Consider the following 16,918-nt stretch of genomic DNA (forward strand, 5'->3'; position numbering starts at 1 on the left):
CCGTCGGCGTTTTTTGTACCCATTAGCAGATATTTTTTAGCCAAACCGCTTCAATGTTTCCTTGGCAGAGATGAACAAAATACCTGTCCCGCCAGCTTTTTCCCACTCCTTGATATTTTTCTCATAATCATCTATCAGAATGCAGTCTCTCCCGGTAACATAATTTTTCTTTTCTTCCCTGTAAACGATATTGACCTTGATGTGCTCCCCAAGGTTTCTGCGTACCCATTCGATTTTATCATCAGCGGCTGTGTCAATACCCCTTCTCGGCTTAGGAATACCGCTCAAAATTTCACAGGCACCCGGGTATTTTTTATCAAGCAGCTGAAACATCTCCCTGGCACCATCGCAAAACTCCAGCTTATTATAATGCCTTTAATCAAAGTTTGCCATAGGCAAACTTTCCTCTGCGGCATTTCAACGAGGCGGGAGATATGCTCACCGCCTGTTATTTGTCTTAACCCCCACTTACAGAAGTGGGGGACATCTTGGGGCCGAGTTATAAAAATGCTCTACCGCCCTAATGGCCCCAAACAAACGGTCATCGTCGCCTTTATTTTTATTACTCTGATCAACAGGCTCCATTCCGCATAATTCCCTTACACCTCGATCAAAATCTGCCAATACTCCGTCCAAATCAAAATATATCTTTTGTATTTCCATATATGTGCCCCCGTATATATTCCATGCAATAATATATCTCTGTTAAGCTAACCCTGCATATATTTCGTGATACCTTGCGGTATTCGCCCGGAATTTGGCTTAATGAGCCATCAAGCTCTTGATAACCTTTTCCGGCAATTCGGGATATGTCTCTTTGTAGATTGCTCCGACTTCCTCCGGCGTTTTCGCCTTGGAGAGCTTCTTGTACATCGCGGACAGTTTCTTTTCTATTGAGTAAAACTCTTCTCTCGTTACCATAACAACCGCCTCCTTCGTTATGATTTAACAACAATCTGCTTTCCGTCTATTGATTAATTAATCTTTTCATTCTCCTTAGGGAACTTTTCGATGACCTTCAACCCTATACGGATATTCCCGTCTTTGTGTATTACATTTTCAATGCAGCCTGCTGCTTTTAGAATCGTATCAATACTCACCGGCGGAATCTGCCCATGCTCTTCTTTATAGCCTGCTAAATAATCTACAGTACCCGGATTATCTATTCCCAAGCGGTTACAGCATATCCAGCATGCAGTTTCAGCTTCAAATTCTTCAATTTCCTTGGTCAGGTCATCGCGCACAGGAATGTGCTTCATGCCGAAGGTACCTAGGTGTCCGCAGAAGAAGTGCCCTAATTCGTGCAAAACAGTTATGAATTTCTCAGTAGGCTTGAGGCTGCTGTTTACGACAATACAGGCATGCTGCTCAACAAAATGATTCGCTACGCTTGTCGTTTTTACGAGATGTTTTGAATCTATTCTTTCCATCCTTATGATCTGGCCGCCCATTGTCGTTCCATAGGGTTCTTCACGGTAGCGGATTCCCTCACGGTGAAGCTTTTCGGTGAAATCATACAGAGTTTCCGCATCCACTACCTGCTCGGCACGAAACGGCTCCACGAAATGCTTGCGTATCATTTCATCCGTCACTTCACGCCCCTCCGTGTCCCCATATTCATATACAAATGAAATCGGCCCAAATGGACGCATAATGACAAGAGGTCGGCTTCCTGGTTTAGGATAGCGCCCAAAACGGTCTTTCCACTGACCGGCAGACAAAACCCATCTGCTCCCCGGCTTCTGCATCTGAACCAGCATAGCATTAAACGGTGCAAGGTTCGGAAGCGGCTTCAAGCTTTTCAACATATCCTGAAATGCGTCGATTTCCCTGTATTCTCTTACTTCATCATATAATATATCAATCTGCGCCCGTGTATCTTTCATTTTTCCACCTCAAAACGCTGTGTACTGCGATTCCGCCCGTCTGCATTTTCACTGCTTTCGTTTTTTCTCATCCATGTCCGCCAGTTTTCAACCGTCATTCGCCCGGTGCGTATCGGATAGGTGAGATGCTCAAGCTCTGACAAAAGCTTCTGCTCATCCTTTGCCGAAAGCAGCTCCGATTCTCTGTTCATGCCGATACTTCACCTTATTTCAAAGCAGTGACCATCTCATAATGAGATTTCGGCCTACACTATTTTTCTTACCTTTAGTCTAGCAAAACCAGATGCCGAACAGGTCGCTTTGATAGAGACATTTTATTTTACAAGCAAAGGAAGGCCGTAGTGCGCCAGAAGTTCATTGACGACCATAACGTCATAGATTTGATTATCAAAGCAGAAACGTATAACAACGTCTTCCTTTTGCATTTTGTTCAACGAATAACCGATGAAGGAAAGAAATTCGTCGGCTTCTTCTCGTGAAAGATGAAGCGCCAGCGCAATAGCTATCGTCGTATTTTTGCCCGGATGGTATGATTTTTCGTTGCGGATTTTTGAAAACACACGGCGGTCCAGGCCCGCTTCCTTATATACATCAATATCCTCACGACCTTTTTTAATCAGCCATTCCCTTATATAATCTGCCAGTGACTGCTGTTCTTCCTGAATCGCTTCGTCCAGCTGCTGATAGCCATCGACGGATATGCTGTAATGAATATTTACCCGTTCATTAACACCTGTAGAGATATAATGTCGTGAAATATACGAATCCAGCGACTTTATTAACGATTCATCAAGCATAAAGCATCCTCCCATCTGCATGTGCTTCTAATGTATTTATTAGACAATACGCCCTAAAATCCTGCATGTTTCAAAACTGATTTGTAGAAAAGAACAAAGAGAAGCACCTGTTCTCTCCCGTAATTTAAGGCATTATAACACTAATAAAAACGCCGACAATCCCGTCGGCGTTTTTTATGCCCGTTGGCAAATATTTTTTAGCCATTTAGCGTATTTTTGACTGGCGAGTTGGCACATTTTTAACTAGCCAGTTGGCACTTTTTTGACTGGCGAGTTGGCAGATTCCGTTTTCAATATAATTAAAACCATCCGTTCAACGGGTGGTTTGCCGTGTTATCCATTCACCTTGATTGAGTATGATACAATATGTATGTATTTGGAGAAGTTTAGACAATACGTACAGCAAGGAGATATATATGGCGGATTTACATACGAGAGAATCAGCGTATGCTTCAACCAGACGGCGTAATTTGATGCTGGCAGTTGGGTTCGGGGCAGTCAGTATAACGCTGTGGCTTTTGTGGGCGAAGGATATCATTTACGGCACGGCATTTGACCATCCCATACAATTAAAATTACTGCACTTGGTTGTTTTCGGAGCAACGGGATGGCTGGCTACCCATTTTTGGCAGAACTACAGGAAAACAGCTTCGGGGGATACCGGAGTCGAGCGTTCACTGGATATTTTGAGTGAGCTTCCTGACGGATATCACGTATTCAGCAATCTGCACGTCGATGGAGCGTTCGTTGGTACTGTGGTTGTCGGCAGGAATGGTGTTTTTATCATCAATACGAAAAATCATAACGGGGAAATTACTCCGTCCGATGACCATGAATGGACGCAGAAAAAGGTTGGGCGTGGAGGAACAGAATATACAGCCACGCTTCGAAATCCTGTGAAGCAGACAAAAAAGCAAATCTACAGCATGTCGCAGTTCCTGAAAAAGAATAATATCCGCGCGTGGGTAGACGGCATTGTGTATTTTACGAACCCCGATTTGATTCTTAACGGTACGGGTGACGCGTACACAAACAGAGGGCGCGCGGTTTTGGAGTTTATATTGGATTACCCCGTGCGTACACCGCTGGATGACAGTACTGTTGACGGGATTGTGAAACTGTTTTAAGGCAGCTCGTGTGCAGAGGTTTGACTGAATCATCTATAGGCAAAACCATTTGCATACAACTTTGCGCATGATATATTTTCGACAAAATATTTCCCTTGGCGTTATAATATTCTAAACGTATTTCATGCACGGACATTTCACAGTAAAGGACGAATCGAATGGACTCAAAAAATATCAAGCCGGGCGCTAACGCTTCGGCGCTGCTGCCAATACTAATATTTCTCGTTTTCTATCTGGGCGCGGGTATATGGTATGAATATATCTCCCCGGTGGAAGGACGGATGGGCTTTTATGTGATGTCGGTAGTTGTCGCCTTCGGGCTGGCGCTTATAGTGGCGTTCATGCAGAACAGCAACCGGACGTTCCTGGAAAATATTCACCTCTGCTCCCAAAGCATAGGCAACGACAACATCACCATCATGCTCTTTATTTTCCTTATGGCAGGAGCCTTCGGCGGTATCGCAAAGGCCGCGGGAGGCGTGCAGAGCACGGCGCACCTTCTTTTGAACTTTGTTCCCGGCACGTTTGCAATACCGGGGCTTTTCGTCATCGCGTGTCTTATATCAATGTCCATGGGCACAAGCTGCGGCACTATCACGGTGCTTGTTCCCATAGCCGCTTCCGTGGCGCAGGACGCTGGGCTGAGCCTGCCCTTTGCGGTTGGTTCCGTAGTGGGCGGTGCCATGTTCGGAGACAATCTTTCCTTTATATCCGATACCACGATAGCCGCCACCCGTACACAGGGTACTCAGATGAAGGATAAATTTTATGCGAATCTCAAGGTCGCTGTTCCTGCGGCCGTCCTTACTCTTATTTTGCTTTTGGGGCTTTCCATGAGCGGAAGCCATGTAGACCTTGGAACCTTTGATTACTCCCTGCTTCTGGCGCTGCCGTATTTCATAGTTCTTATTATGGCGCTCAGGGGAATGAATGTGTTTTTCGTTCTCGGCACGGGAATACTTCTTTTCTTTGTTCTCGGAATTGCCGCAGGGCCTATGACAATCCCTGACGCGTTTTCGGCTATGGGCGCGGGTACAAGCGGTATGTTTGAGACAATGATAGTCACCATCCTGGCCGCTTCCATAAGTGCCATCATGCGCGACGGCGGCGGATTTGAGGCAATTCTTACCTTTATCCGCACATATTTCAAGGGACAGCGCGGAGGAAGCTTCGGCATCGGGCTTCTGACGATACTGATGGATATCGCCACAGCCAACAATACCGTAGCGATTGTGGTGGCAGGGCCGATAGCAAAGACCATAAGCGAGGAATACGGCATCGAGCCCAGGGAGAGCGCGTCCCTTCTCGATACCTGCTCCTGCATCGCCCAGGGCATAATCCCCTACGGCGCGCAGCTTCTCATAGCTTCCGCCCTCGCAGGCATCGCAAGCCTCGCTATCATCCCGTATCTTTTCTACCCGTTCTTCCTCGCGGCATGCGTAATAGTATCTATTATGCTGAGCGCAAAAAAGTAATCATAACTACAGAAAACCCACGGCAGAGAATCTCTTTACCGTGGGTTTTATTTTGTTTAAACAACTCGTATGTATTAAAACAAGTCACTGTGAGTTCCCGTGCGTGCTAAAAGCAACGTGAGCTTATCTTCATAAATCCTATATACCAGAATCCAATCCGGCTGAATATGACATTCTCTATAACCGGCATAATTACCCGTAAGCGGATGGTCCTTGTATCTGCCGTCCAGCTTCTGCCCGGTTCTTAAAAGCTCAATAACATCTTTAAGCAGATTAGTATTCAGATTCCGTTTCTTCGCAAGCTTTATGTCTTTTTGAAATTTGTTTGTAAATTGAACTTTTAGAATCATATCCCCAAATCCTTATAAAGCTCCTCCGTGTCCGTATAAACCTTGCTGAGACCTTTTCCGGCTTCGATTTCACGTATAGTTTTTAATAACTCCGAATCCTTCCCGGCAACAGTAAAAGGAATACGGTTCTGATTATCAATTTGGTGAAGCAGCATATTAACTGCAGTACTCATGTTCAATCCCATTGTTTTAAGTTTTTCCTCAACACGCTTCTTTAGTTCGCTCTCAACACGAACCTGTACTATAGCAGTCGCCATAATAATCACCTCCGCAGTTCTATTATATAATAATTACAATATATATACAATGTCCTGCTGCTATCCTATTGTGCATAACACAAAAACCCGCCGTCCAAAGACAGCGGGTTTTGTTATTTTCGTATTTCTGTCATTCCGCAGGCAGCTCGCTTGTGCAGTGCGGGCAGCGGGTAGCATCATCCGCGATGGTACTCTTGCAGAAGGGGCATGTTCTTGCAGGCTTTTCCTCTTTCTTCGGGAAGAGCTTATTGACCTGCTGAATCATGAGGAACACTGCGAAGGCGACTATCAGAAAGTCGATAACGCCATTGATGAAATGACCGTAGGCGATAACAGGAAGTCCTGCCTTCTGTGCCTCTGCCAGCGTTGCCGCAGGTGTGGAGGACAGGTTGATGAACAGGTTGGAAAAATCCACGCGGCCCATCAGCATCCCGAGAGGCCCCATGAGAATATCGCTTACGAATGAGGACGCGACCTTACCGAACGCCGCGCCGATGATAACGCCGACAGCCATATCCATGACATTGCCGCGCATGATAAACTTCTTGAACTCTTCAAACATAGAATCGCTCCTTCGTTTTAGTTATAACTGTGACGAAACGGCCATCATTCATTGCGCTCCGCCGCCTTTTCCAGAATCTTCTTCTGCTCCTTGGATATAGGGAAGATATACGAGCGGATATCCGCGTCACGGAGTACCTCCTCCAGCGCGTCCATAGTCAGCGCCTGAACATCTATGGAAAGGCTGTATTCGTCCCGCTCCCAGCGGCTCGCGTGATAATCCTTCACCTTGTCGGATTTCTTGTCATAGACATAGAGAGAAAGCGAGGCAATACTCTCCACCATGAAGCTGCTGTCCCAATTCATCGAAAGGAATTCCCGCTGATAATGTGTCTCCACAACGGCACATATAACAAGGTCTGCGGGAACTGTCTCCGAAACGCTGCGAATCGCATCGGCATAGATTGATTTTTTACGCCCGCTTTTAAGACCGTCCTTAAAGGCATATTCCACATCAGTATAGGGCAGATGCTCAACCCAGTGCATTGTTTCGTTAAGGGGAACATGAATTTCCTGCTCCATACGCTCGAGAATCTCATCCATCTCGCCCCTGCTTATCCATCCGCCTGTGCGGTCCACAACAGGAACCAGGGCAATCCTCAGAGGCTTTTCACGATTCTCCAGGGGCGCGGGCGCCGGGGCAGCTGTACTCTGCTCCGCCGCTTCGCCAAATGGAATGGAAAGAAGCATTATCCACAAAAAAAGAAACGCTGAAAAAATCCTTCGCATGTCCATTCCTCCCCGGAATCATCCCTCTTTGAAGTTGCGAACCTTTCCTGTAGCACACGGCGCGAGATCCATCAGGTCCGCCAGCTCAATGTCACCCTTGAGGTTAGCCATGATGATGTCGCGAATCTTGAACTCTGCCATGACCTGGCAGCAGGCTCCGCAGGGAACACACGGCTCGTCCGTGTCTGCAACCACCGCGATGGCATCAAACTCACGCTTGCTGTCGGCAACCGCCTTGAAAATGGCGACACGCTCCGCGCAGCAGGAGCTTCCGTATGCTGCGTTCTCGATGCTGCAGCCTCCGTAAAGCGTACCGTCGCTGGCGAGTACACAGGCGCCTACCGGACGTCCCGAGTATGGGCTGTGCGCTTTTGCCATTGCGTCCTTTGCCATACGTATCATCGTATCAATAATTTCTTCATTGATCATTATTTTTCGCCCCCCTCTCTGCCCTTACCTATAATTTAATTTCTGTTTTCATCATACGGTTTTTGTGCCTAAAAATCAAGGATATCAAGCATATATATACACATTATCCACAAAATAGTGGATAATTTACCCCCATGCCTGTGGATAATGTTAATAACTTGGTGCATAACTCAATATATCGGAGTAAAAATTTGTCAACCGCAAGATTTAGTTCAGATTATTTTCAGCTTTCCACAGTTTTTTGGGGAAAGCTTTTTTCTCAGATTTCATCCTTCCATTCACTGAAGGGATGCTCCGCGAGATTTGAGTTGTAATAGTGAGGATCTCCCGATACCTCACGCCCCAGCCATTCGGGACGGCTGAAAGCCTCGTCCTCGGATTTAAGCTCCACCTCGGCAATCATAAGCCCTTCATTCTCCCCGAAGAACTTATCCACCTCCCAGGTGTGCACACCGTCCTCCGCGGGAATGAGATAACGTGTCTTATCTATAAGAGGCCGCCTGCAGAACTCAAACAGCTTTTCCGCGTCATCCACAGGAATAGGATATTCAAACTCCGCCCGTGTGATGCCTGTAGTCTTTCCCTTCAACGTCAGAAACGCCTTGTCATCCTGCCTGCGGACGCGCACCAGCATAGTACCGTCTCCCTGAAGATAGCCCTGCTTTACGCGGATGCCCTTCTCAGGCTGCCGGAACAGCTTTTCATCCACAAGAAACTTCCGCTCAATCTCTAGTGCCATATCTTTTCCTCCTGTACCTTCCTTTTTCTTTTCATTCATATTATATATCATAATTTTGCTGTGAAAAGTTTGTCGCAGACAAACTCTAAACAAACATGCTATAATAGCAACAATGATGATAACAGATTTCTATTGAAATTATTAAATTGAAAAGAAAGAAGTCGTTTTTTTGGGCAAGAAGAAAAACTACAAACCGGCACATGCGAAAAAGAAAAGCCACATATGGATGTGGGTTCTGATGGTTGTCGTGTTCCTCGTCGCAGCAGCGGCAGGAGCGCTTTTTGCTTCCTCCAGTCTTTTTGATACGGAGAAGCTTGACCGCAAGGAGAAAAAGGAATTTACCATGCTGGTGGCAAAGGACAAGGCCACAGTCATGATTATGGGTGTCGATGAGCGTGCCGATGACGCGGGGCGTTCGGATACGCTGATGTTTGCATCCATCGACCCGAAGAAAAGACAGGCATCGCTTCTCTCCATTCCCCGTGATACCCGAGTAAAAATCAAGGGCTACGGCTGGGACAAAATCAACGCTGCCTACGCTTACGGCGGACGGCGGCTCACCCAGTCAACGGTGGAGGATTTCCTCGATACCCCCGTTGACCACTACATATCCATCAACACCCGCGCCTTCCCGCGCATCATTGACGCCATCGGCGGCATTGATATAAACGTAGAAAAGCGCATGTACTACATTGATGAATGGGATGACGCAGTACCGGGCGGCCTCGTCATCGACCTGTACCCCGGCATGCAGCACATGGACGGCGTCACCGCCATGAGCTATGTCCGCTACCGTGACGAAGAGGGCGATATCGGACGAATCGCGCGGCAGCAGAAATTCATGCGCGCCGTCATGGACAAGGTCACATCTCCATCCATCATCATGAAGCTCCCCTCCGCTGTCAGCGAGGTAATAAGCTCCGTTGATACAGACCTCTCGGTAAGACAGCTTCTTGAATTCGCGGGCGCGCTGAAGGAAGCACAGGTCAACGGACTTCATACGGAAATGGTGGAAGGACGTCCTCTGTATATCGACGGAATCAGCTACTGGATTCCTGACATCACAAAGACAAGACGCCAGCTGGCATCAATGCTGGGCATAACAATGAGTCAGCGCGCGCTGGCTGAAATGGAACGCGAGGATGCGGAGTACGAAAGCTCCATTCCTGACGGAGCCTCCGAGGTTCCCGAGGACGACAAGAGCATCGGACGCATACTTAATCCCCGCAGGGATTCAAGGGACGCAAAAAATTCTAAGGACATAAGGGACAGCAGAGACCTAAGAGATCCAAGCGGAAGACCGCTTCCGTCACTGCCGGCAGGCCCGCAGTCCAAGCTTCCTCCGTCGGCAGCTTCTTCCGAGGATGCAGACGAGGAAGAAACGGAAAGCCGCACGGAAAACAGCCGCACAACGGCACCTACGGCTCCAACAGCACCATCCGCTCCATCAGCTCCCGTCGCACCTTCCACAAACGTGCCCAGCATGGGTTCAAGCGGAAAAAGCAGATAAAAACCAAAAGACCGTCGCACGAAAATGTGCGGCGGTCTTTTTTACTTGCGCATGTAAAAATAGTGTAATTTTAGTGTAAAAAATGCTGCTTTTTCTTTTATTCTTTACTCTTTGCCCAGCATTCCGATTTCTATCGGAGCCTCGCCCTTTATGCAGTAATAATATTTTCCGTCCCTGAACACAACTGCCGCGGATTCCTTCGCAGCCTGCAGCCGCGTCATATTTTCTTCGGAAATTCCGTAGATGCGCGCCACCTCCGCAGGTGACTGCGGGGGAAATTCCTTTCTTCTCTGCTTTTTATGAAAGCGCAGCCAGTTGTAGAACTGCCAGCCTCCCAGCACCACAGCGGCGCCGATGGAGGACACGAAAAGTATGAAGAAAATCTGCTCAAGGCTGTCATTTGCTTCAACGTAAAGCTTGATGTAAAGCGTATGTATCAGAAATATCCACATCGCCGCAGTGAGGATAAAGGCTGTAAGGGATTCCAGCGCCCTTACCAGGATACTCCTTCTGTCCTTTGCGTCGTATACCAGCTTCGCAAGCCCATGAGCTTTATTTTGATGTATTACATTTTCCATTAAGGCTTAATCCCCCTGTCCGGGCTGGCCCATACCGCCATGGTGCTCATGTCCCTTCTCAGCCCCGCTGGAGCAGCCGAAACTGCCGCGAGAGCGTTGAAAATCCAGTACACCACAGGATACCAGACAACCCAAAAGTAATTTTTCATCAGCGTTCTGTCGTAATGTCCGTCGATAAAGATGCTCACCGCAAACTGTATCAGGCAAACCAGTGATATGACAGAACCCTTCCAGTTAATCAGGGGATTTCCTATATCGGGAAGATACACGGCATAGTTTACGCCCATGTATTCCATCAAAAGCATAACCGACCAAAGCATCGTGCAGAAAAGGAAGGAATAGGACCAGAACATCCCGAGAAAATACTCAGCGTACACGGGCCAGATACGGCGCTCCTTCCAGCTGCGCCACACGTCGGCATGGGTGCGCATGACCTCTACGCCGCCCTGCGCCCAGCGCTTCCGCTGATTCCATATTCCCGTGAGCGTCTCAGGCACCAGCATCCAGCAGACCATTTTAGGCTCATAGCGCACATCCCAGAACTTCGTTTCCATCTTCCAGGTCATCTCTATATCGTCGGTGATGGCGTTGTTGCTCCAAAGGCCCGCATTGATTATGGCAGTACGCCGCCATGCCGCCACGACTCCCGATACCGTCATGACCTTTCCCAGTATCCGCTGGGTACGCTTTATCAACCCGATAACACTGGAATACTCCGCAGTCTGGATTTTCGCCAGAAGCGATGTGCGGTTCCTGACTCTCGGATTTCCCGTGACCGCGCCCACCCGGGGGAAATTGTTGAAATGCCACACAGCCCACTCGATGGCATGCTCGTCCAGCATGGAATCCGCATCCAGTGTCAGTATGATTTCCCCGTGGCTCATGGCAAGAGCGAGATTCAGACCGTTTGCCTTGCCGAGATTCTTCTCCAGCTTCAGAATCCGAAGCTTCGGATATTCCTCCGTGAGCCCTTCCAGAACCTCCTGTGTGCCGTCGGTGCTGGCATCATTTATTACAATGACCTCCAGCTGCCTGTACCTGTTGGCAAAAATCGAATGAACCGCGTCGGCTATATCCCGCTCCTCGTTATGCGCCGGGATAAGCACAGACACCAGCGGATATTTATCAAGCTTCGGCGCTGTCTCCTCTCTTCCCTTTTCCCATCTAAGATAAAAGCATATTCCGCCAATCATCCACAAAATGCTCATAATCAGCGGATAATAAAACACAAACTCAGCCAACCATGAAATAAAACTGTATATCAAACCATTCATCCTTACAACTCTAAACAAAAAATCAAAAATCAGTTATTCCAGTAAAAATACCCCAGAGGATAGTACCCCATATTTTTTATGCCTTCCTTTTTAAGAGTACTCATCTGACGCTTCATGACATCATCGGAAAGCCATTCCTTCCCGTGCCAGTCATAGGCCTGCACCTTTATTATCGTCTTATCTGAACCGCCCTTCGCTTTTACGATATCGGCGATTTTCTTCAGATACTCATAGGGCTTTTCTTCCTTGTCCATGAAGGGATACGCCATCACAACAGCGTAATCATACCGCTTCAGATAATCCTCATAGCTCTGGCCCAGCCACTCCTCAGCGCCCGGGTAAAGCACAGCTCCCGCGTAGATGTCCCTCATGATGATGCCAAAAGGACGGACAGACCTGAAGGCATTGACCGCGCCCTCCGCGGCCTCGTCCAGAGCGTTGACCTTCCAGAGTATTTTCTCCCCTTTGTCAGCCTCGGAAAGCTCCTTCCCGTACCTCGAGAGGAAATCCTGCCGCGCAGGCTCCGACACATCCTCGTCCTGATTAAGATACAAATCATCCTGCAGGAGAATACCCTCCACCTGAGTATTCGCGGCCAAATCATAAAAAAGCCTGTTCACACGGGAGAGAGCCTCACGGTCAAAGGGACTTAATCGGTTGTACCAGCCCTTTTCCCCTGCCGACTGCACGGCGTTGCTGCCGTCAGCCCTTATAAGACTCTGATAGTTCAGCACAGGAATCCACGCCAGCGTTGTTATTCCCTGCTGCTGGATACGTGTCACCACATCACTGAATATATCCGCCTCCACAGGAATCACGCTGTTCGCGAAATAAACCCTGTCAACATTCCCGTCCCCGTCGCCGTCGGCAAATGCCTGCACCGCCGCCACGTTTATATTATTGGAAAGAAGGCTGTCAACAAGACTGCGGACATTGCGCTCGTACTGCGCCGGGTCCTCATCGTAGATATTGTCCAGATCCACCTGCGCCATGCGGAGATTTTTTGAATTCCACTCATCATGGTCCACGGTAAGAAGCCTTCCAATATCAGAATCCCTTTCCATGATGATGCGCCGCGCGTAAAGACGTGCATCATCTCCCTGTCCGTTTACCCCTCCATCAAGAAGGAATGTGGCCTCCATGCCCGACTCCACAGCCAGCATGACGGACTGCTTCGTGTATATGCCGTAGGGCCATACCATTGCCCTCGCCCTGTGACCGAGATTTTCCGTGAAAAGCCTCTGAGCCTCAGCCATATCATTTGCGATACGCGACGTATAGGCTTCATCAGTCTCATAGGCATCATTCACATAAAGACGGCTCCCCGCGGCACCGTTTCGGCTGCCCTGAGGATTCACCGCCTTCTGCTTGTGCAGGGCGTGGCTGTGGGATACCACCGTCACCAGGCCGCTTTGCTCCATCTCCCGAAGCTCCTGCCATGAAGCAACCGCCCCCACATCGCTTGGATGCTCCTCGCCGTTGGTCCAGGAGCTGACTATGGCCAGCATCCCCGGCACCCTGTATTTCCGCAGCAGAGGATAAACCTTCGTATAAAAGGAGCGGTAGCCGTCGTCAAAGGTTATCATGACACTCTTTTCCGGCAGGCTGATTTCCCCTTTTGTATAGGCAATATACTCATCAAGGCTCACAAAGTGATACCCGTTATTCTTCATCCACTCAAGCTGCCCTTCAAACCGCGAGGCGGTAACGGAAAAAACATCATTTTCCCTGTCCACCTCGTGATAACAAAGAACAACCACCTTCGCCTCCGCCATGCCCAATGGCATAAGGAAGCAGACCAGAAGGCACAGAAGTGCCGCTGTTTTTCTAAGCATACCGTTACCATCCCCAGTTATAGCTTATATCCAAAGCATATCCGCTTTTGCGGTGCTTTCTCTCATCATCGGATTCTTCCTTGTTGAAATATCTCACCAATGTCACCCCGACAACAAGACTCTGATTATCCGCGAAGCCCTTTGTATACTCCAGCCTCATGCCGGGGGCAAAGCTCGTTTTCTCGTCGTTGTCACGGCTCCAGCCCAAACCAGTCGTCAATTCCCATGAGGTCTGTATCTTCGAGAAATCCCACTTACGGGCAAAGCCTACGCTGTAGTCGTCGCGGCGCCACGGAGAATCATAGGCCCTGTCCTCTGCATATTTTTCCTTGCTGTATTCGGCCCTCAGCTTATCCCTGAAATTGTGCCTTACCTGAAGAAGATATTCCACATCAGCGCTGTAGGAACGGAACTTGTTATCATCCGAAAGCCTTGCCCATTCATAGCTTCCCTCAACAGTGAGCCTCGGGGTAAGTATGTGGCTCAGTCTGACGCTCCTGTAGTTTTCGCTGACACCTTCCGCTACAGCAGCCGCGTGACGATGCATACGCCGCCCCACCTCAAGACTCAGCTTCGTCAAATCATTGAACTCATATTCAAGCTCTGCCCTGAAACCATACTTCTTCCCGGTTCCGCTGTATCTCGTCAGCTCTCCGTAAACGCTTCCCCAGTCAAACTGTCTCCTGAGGCCCGAAGCACTCTGCCAGTACACAGCCTTCGTCTCGCCGTTTCTCAGCCAGAAACGGCTCACCTCGCGGCTTACATAGAAGTTGTTTCCCCAGTAGCTTTCATAGGCTGCCCCTGCGCTGCGCTCCCTGTTGTTATCATCATCAAGAGATTCCCTGTAGAACGTCTTCAGCTCATGCTGCGGATTTCTTTCGTATTCGCTCTTTACCGCCAGCGCGGCCGCGTCCCCTGCATCAGCCTCCAGCAGCTTCTTAAGCCCCCTGCGGCTGTCGGCAAGAAGCCCCTTATGGAGCCTGTTGGCATACCTTCCCACCTCCGCGTCGTGAGCAATATCGGGATTGGAGCTTTTCTCAAGCCTCCTGAGGATTCCCTCCGCCTCATGATAAAAATTCCTGTCCCCCAGAAGCTCATCACGCCTGAAATTCAGAGCATCATTATCGTAGTCCTTCCCCACGTTCACCAACGCCAGCGCATAGCGCAGCTGATACTCCTCACGCTCACTCTCCGTCGCGCCCAAAAGCCCGTAGAGCCTCCGCGCAAAACCGACACGTCCCTCGGAAAGGAACGCGTCTCCGTCCCCTGCGATGACATTGTTCAGCCGCTGACTGACATTCGCCATCTTCCCGTAGGCAGAAACAGCTTCCTTATAATGGCCGAGCCTCGCCAGCGCATAAGCATAGCCAAGCTGCACAAAGGGAACATCCTCCGCCTTTTCCCGCGTCAGAATATGAAGATAAATATCCCTTGCCTTCTCATACCTCTTCTGCCTGAGATAAATATCCCCCGCGTTCTGAAGTCCGTAAACAGGCATGCTGCTCCAGTCCGTGACATACCTCTCGAACACCGCCATGGCTTCCTCAGGCTTGTTGTTAAAACGGAGAGCCATGAGATAATCGCTGAGCATGTACATGTCCATGCCCCTCCCCAGATAAGGCGCGAGAATAATCTCCGCACGGCTCGGCTCATTGCTGTTTATGTACATCGCCGCCCGCCGCGCGTCCATTTCCTTTATAAAATCCCGGCTGCCGTTTCTCTCCGCTTCCTCACGGGCACGGCGGAAATAATTTTCCGCCTCCGCGTAATCCTGCCTTTTTATAGCCTCCTGCCCCAGCCTGTTCAAAGAATCCATATTCTGAAACGCTTCGCCGTTTTCATCATTCACAGCAGACGCGTACACAGGCATGCAGATACTCTCCACAAGCATAAGCCCTGCCAGCAAACTGATTTTATTCGTATAAGAACTCATTTCAATCCTTCCTTAATATACATGCATTGATACAAAAAGTAATTATAGCACAATAAACTTTATAATCAAAATCAATGCAATTTCGTATGAAATTTCCGAAAATTAAAAAAAGTTTTTTCGCCCCGTTGTTTTTTCCCTCCCTCACGGCATGTATGTGAGTGAAAGGAGGTGATGAACATGGCAGTTAAGAAAGAGGCACTTTCCACGAAGCTCATTCTGAAGCTCCAGAAAGGCACCAACGAAAACGGGCAGCCGGTATATGCCCAGCGTTCCATCGGAAACATCAACCCGGCAGTCTCTGACGACGACTTCTCCGCCATCGGCGAAGGCATCGGAAGCCTGCAGACACTTCCTGTAGACTCCGTCAACCGTCAGGACCAGGCAGCACTCGTTAACGAAGGCTGATGAACGGACCAAAACTAAAGAAAGGAGGAAAAGACCATGACTGACACGCTTAAAATGACCTTCAACCTCGAAGACGGAAAAACAACCAGCATCTCGCTGGCATCTCCCAAAGAGAGCATCACCGCGGAGGAAGTAAAGCCTGTGATGGAAAACATCATCACGAAGGAAGCAATCCTTGTCAAAGGCCAGAAAGCCGTAAGCATCAAGGACGCCGTCGTACGAACAGTCGAAGAGCACAAACTCTTCTAACCCCAATGCCCGAGGATAAGCCCTCGGGCATTTTCAATTGAAAGGAGAAATCAAAAATGCAGATAGCACGACTTCACATAGTTGACCTCTGTGTCGTACTCACCCTCGGCATATCCCTTTTCGCCTCCATATGGGTAGAAAACTCAGAGCTCTCAACAAGCATCACCAGCGGCCTTCTGGGCTACCTGGGAGGAGTAAAGCTCGCGGCCCAGCAGGGAATCCGCTAAGGAAAGGAGAACAAAATGCGGAAGCTCATGATAAACGAAACCTTCCTCGACACAGAAGCAGACAGCTACATGACGAGAAGAGAAACAAACGCCGTAGTAATCCACCACACAGGCACCCTGGAGGATGCCGACGTATCCGCCGATGAAATCGACTGCACCCATAAAGGCCTGGGCTGGACCGGAATCGGCTACCACTACGTAATACGAAAGGACGGAACAATAGAAAGAGGCCGCCCCCACAGCGCCATAGGAGCCCACGCCTACGGACGGAACTCCGACACCATAGGCATAGCCCTCAGCGGAAACTTCGAACTCACCGAGCCCACACCTCAGCAGATCGAAAGCACCGCCCTCCTCACAGCGCACCTCACATACCGCTATGAAATCCCCATAGACGCAACCCACATCCTCGGGCACAGGGACATCAACGCCACAGCCTGCCCCGGCAGGAACCTGGGCCGCATGCTGCCAACCATCATAGGAAAAGCAATATGGTATCAGGAGCACTAACGCACTAAAAACCCCCATAGGTCAGAAAACACCCTGGCCTATGGGGG

23 protein-coding genes are annotated in these 16,918 nt (G+C 49.1%); 7 read left to right on the plus strand and 16 right to left on the minus strand.

Annotated features, from left to right (window positions below; translation table 11 throughout):
• Positions 1–36: 36 nt before the first annotated feature.
• The 6 genes from BUA83_RS08130 to BUA83_RS08150 form a co-directional block, all read right to left on the minus strand.
• Positions 37–333 (minus strand): HAD family hydrolase, encoded by a 297-nt coding sequence (locus BUA83_RS08130; protein ID WP_072935751.1) that lies wholly within the window; start codon positions 331–333, stop codon positions 37–39.
• 135 nt (positions 334–468) lie between these two features.
• Positions 469–663: a hypothetical protein gene (locus BUA83_RS08135; RefSeq protein ID WP_072935752.1), complete on the minus strand. Its 195-nt coding sequence runs from the start codon at positions 661–663 to the stop codon at positions 469–471.
• 99 nt (positions 664–762) lie between these two features.
• The gene (locus BUA83_RS12655; RefSeq protein ID WP_159430495.1) at positions 763–921 is read right to left on the minus strand and encodes a hypothetical protein; all 159 of its coding nucleotides are present in this window, start codon (positions 919–921) and stop codon (positions 763–765) included.
• Positions 922–974: 53 nt separating this feature from the next.
• Positions 975–1,886 carry an ImmA/IrrE family metallo-endopeptidase gene (locus BUA83_RS08140; RefSeq protein WP_072935753.1) on the minus strand — a complete coding sequence of 304 codons (912 nt, stop codon included), beginning with the start codon at positions 1,884–1,886 and terminating at the stop codon, positions 975–977.
• Positions 1,883–2,077 carry a hypothetical protein gene (locus BUA83_RS08145; RefSeq protein ID WP_072935754.1) on the minus strand — a complete coding sequence of 65 codons (195 nt, stop codon included), beginning with the start codon at positions 2,075–2,077 and terminating at the stop codon, positions 1,883–1,885. The genes BUA83_RS08140 and BUA83_RS08145 overlap by 4 nt, the downstream gene beginning before the upstream one ends.
• A 123-nt stretch (positions 2,078–2,200) precedes the next feature.
• Positions 2,201–2,683 carry a hypothetical protein gene (locus BUA83_RS08150; RefSeq protein WP_072935755.1) on the minus strand — a complete coding sequence of 161 codons (483 nt, stop codon included), beginning with the start codon at positions 2,681–2,683 and terminating at the stop codon, positions 2,201–2,203.
• Between the two features lie 416 nt (positions 2,684–3,099).
• Between BUA83_RS08150 and BUA83_RS08155 the strand changes: the two genes are divergently transcribed.
• Complete coding sequence (locus BUA83_RS08155; RefSeq protein ID WP_072935756.1) at positions 3,100–3,810, plus strand: nuclease-related domain-containing protein; 711 nt, start codon at positions 3,100–3,102, stop codon at positions 3,808–3,810.
• Between the two features lie 158 nt (positions 3,811–3,968).
• On the plus strand, positions 3,969–5,285 hold the full coding sequence (locus tag BUA83_RS08160) for a Na+/H+ antiporter NhaC family protein (protein WP_072935757.1): 1,317 nt from the start codon (positions 3,969–3,971) through the stop codon (positions 5,283–5,285).
• A gap of 74 nt (positions 5,286–5,359) precedes the next feature.
• On the opposite strand, the gene BUA83_RS08165 is transcribed toward BUA83_RS08160, so the two are convergent.
• From BUA83_RS08165 to BUA83_RS08190, 6 genes are all read right to left on the minus strand, one after another.
• Entirely contained in the window at positions 5,360–5,635 is a 276-nt protein-coding gene (locus BUA83_RS08165) for a type II toxin-antitoxin system YafQ family toxin (RefSeq protein WP_072935758.1), read from the minus strand.
• A complete protein-coding gene (locus BUA83_RS08170; RefSeq protein ID WP_072935759.1) occupies positions 5,632–5,892 on the minus strand; it encodes a type II toxin-antitoxin system RelB/DinJ family antitoxin in 261 nt (86 codons plus the stop codon). Before BUA83_RS08170 ends, BUA83_RS08165 begins: the two co-directional genes overlap by 4 nt.
• A gap of 130 nt (positions 5,893–6,022) precedes the next feature.
• The gene (gene mscL / locus BUA83_RS08175; protein WP_072935760.1) at positions 6,023–6,454 is read right to left on the minus strand and encodes a large conductance mechanosensitive channel protein MscL; all 432 of its coding nucleotides are present in this window, start codon (positions 6,452–6,454) and stop codon (positions 6,023–6,025) included.
• 44 nt (positions 6,455–6,498) lie between these two features.
• Entirely contained in the window at positions 6,499–7,182 is a 684-nt protein-coding gene (locus BUA83_RS08180; RefSeq protein ID WP_072935761.1) for a hypothetical protein, read from the minus strand.
• A gap of 18 nt (positions 7,183–7,200) precedes the next feature.
• Positions 7,201–7,611 (minus strand): cytidine deaminase, encoded by a 411-nt coding sequence (gene cdd, locus BUA83_RS08185; protein ID WP_094756556.1) that lies wholly within the window; start codon positions 7,609–7,611, stop codon positions 7,201–7,203.
• Between the two features lie 259 nt (positions 7,612–7,870).
• A complete protein-coding gene (locus BUA83_RS08190) occupies positions 7,871–8,350 on the minus strand; it encodes a CYTH domain-containing protein (RefSeq protein WP_072935890.1) in 480 nt (159 codons plus the stop codon).
• Positions 8,351–8,576: 226 nt separating this feature from the next.
• Here BUA83_RS08190 and BUA83_RS08195 point away from each other — a divergent pair, with 226 nt between their 5' ends.
• Positions 8,577–9,860: an LCP family protein gene (locus BUA83_RS08195; RefSeq protein ID WP_072935891.1), complete on the plus strand. Its 1,284-nt coding sequence runs from the start codon at positions 8,577–8,579 to the stop codon at positions 9,858–9,860.
• Between the two features lie 104 nt (positions 9,861–9,964).
• Here BUA83_RS08195 and pgaD read toward each other — a convergent pair whose 3' ends face one another.
• The 4 genes from pgaD to BUA83_RS08215 are packed head-to-tail and all read right to left on the minus strand — an operon-like array spanning position 9,965 to position 15,480.
• Positions 9,965–10,438: a poly-beta-1,6-N-acetyl-D-glucosamine biosynthesis protein PgaD gene (gene pgaD / locus BUA83_RS08200; RefSeq protein ID WP_072935762.1), complete on the minus strand. Its 474-nt coding sequence runs from the start codon at positions 10,436–10,438 to the stop codon at positions 9,965–9,967.
• Entirely contained in the window at positions 10,438–11,712 is a 1,275-nt protein-coding gene (gene pgaC, locus BUA83_RS08205) for a poly-beta-1,6-N-acetyl-D-glucosamine synthase (protein WP_072935763.1), read from the minus strand. The genes pgaD and pgaC overlap by 1 nt, the downstream gene beginning before the upstream one ends.
• A gap of 29 nt (positions 11,713–11,741) precedes the next feature.
• On the minus strand, positions 11,742–13,547 hold the full coding sequence (pgaB, locus tag BUA83_RS08210; protein ID WP_072935764.1) for a poly-beta-1,6-N-acetyl-D-glucosamine N-deacetylase PgaB: 1,806 nt from the start codon (positions 13,545–13,547) through the stop codon (positions 11,742–11,744).
• Between the two features lie 4 nt (positions 13,548–13,551).
• Positions 13,552–15,480, minus strand: a complete 1,929-nt coding sequence (locus tag BUA83_RS08215) for a PgaA family protein (RefSeq protein ID WP_072935765.1) — start codon at positions 15,478–15,480, stop codon at positions 13,552–13,554.
• A 177-nt stretch (positions 15,481–15,657) separates the two neighbouring features.
• Between BUA83_RS08215 and BUA83_RS08220 the strand changes: the two genes are divergently transcribed.
• The 4 genes from BUA83_RS08220 to BUA83_RS08230 are packed head-to-tail and all read left to right on the plus strand — an operon-like array spanning position 15,658 to position 16,871.
• Entirely contained in the window at positions 15,658–15,885 is a 228-nt protein-coding gene (locus tag BUA83_RS08220; protein ID WP_072935766.1) for a DUF1659 domain-containing protein, read from the plus strand.
• 36 nt (positions 15,886–15,921) lie between these two features.
• Positions 15,922–16,134, plus strand: coding sequence for a DUF2922 domain-containing protein (locus BUA83_RS08225; protein ID WP_072935767.1), 213 nt, complete (start codon positions 15,922–15,924; stop codon positions 16,132–16,134).
• Positions 16,135–16,190: 56 nt separating this feature from the next.
• Complete coding sequence (locus BUA83_RS12745) at positions 16,191–16,361, plus strand: hypothetical protein (protein WP_200796030.1); 171 nt, start codon at positions 16,191–16,193, stop codon at positions 16,359–16,361.
• 15 nt (positions 16,362–16,376) lie between these two features.
• On the plus strand, positions 16,377–16,871 hold the full coding sequence (locus tag BUA83_RS08230) for an N-acetylmuramoyl-L-alanine amidase (RefSeq protein ID WP_072935768.1): 495 nt from the start codon (positions 16,377–16,379) through the stop codon (positions 16,869–16,871).
• The last annotated feature ends 47 nt before the right edge of the window (positions 16,872–16,918 follow it).

This window comes from Schwartzia succinivorans DSM 10502 (assembly GCF_900129225.1).
GTDB lineage: Bacteria > Bacillota > Negativicutes > Selenomonadales > Selenomonadaceae > Schwartzia > Schwartzia succinivorans.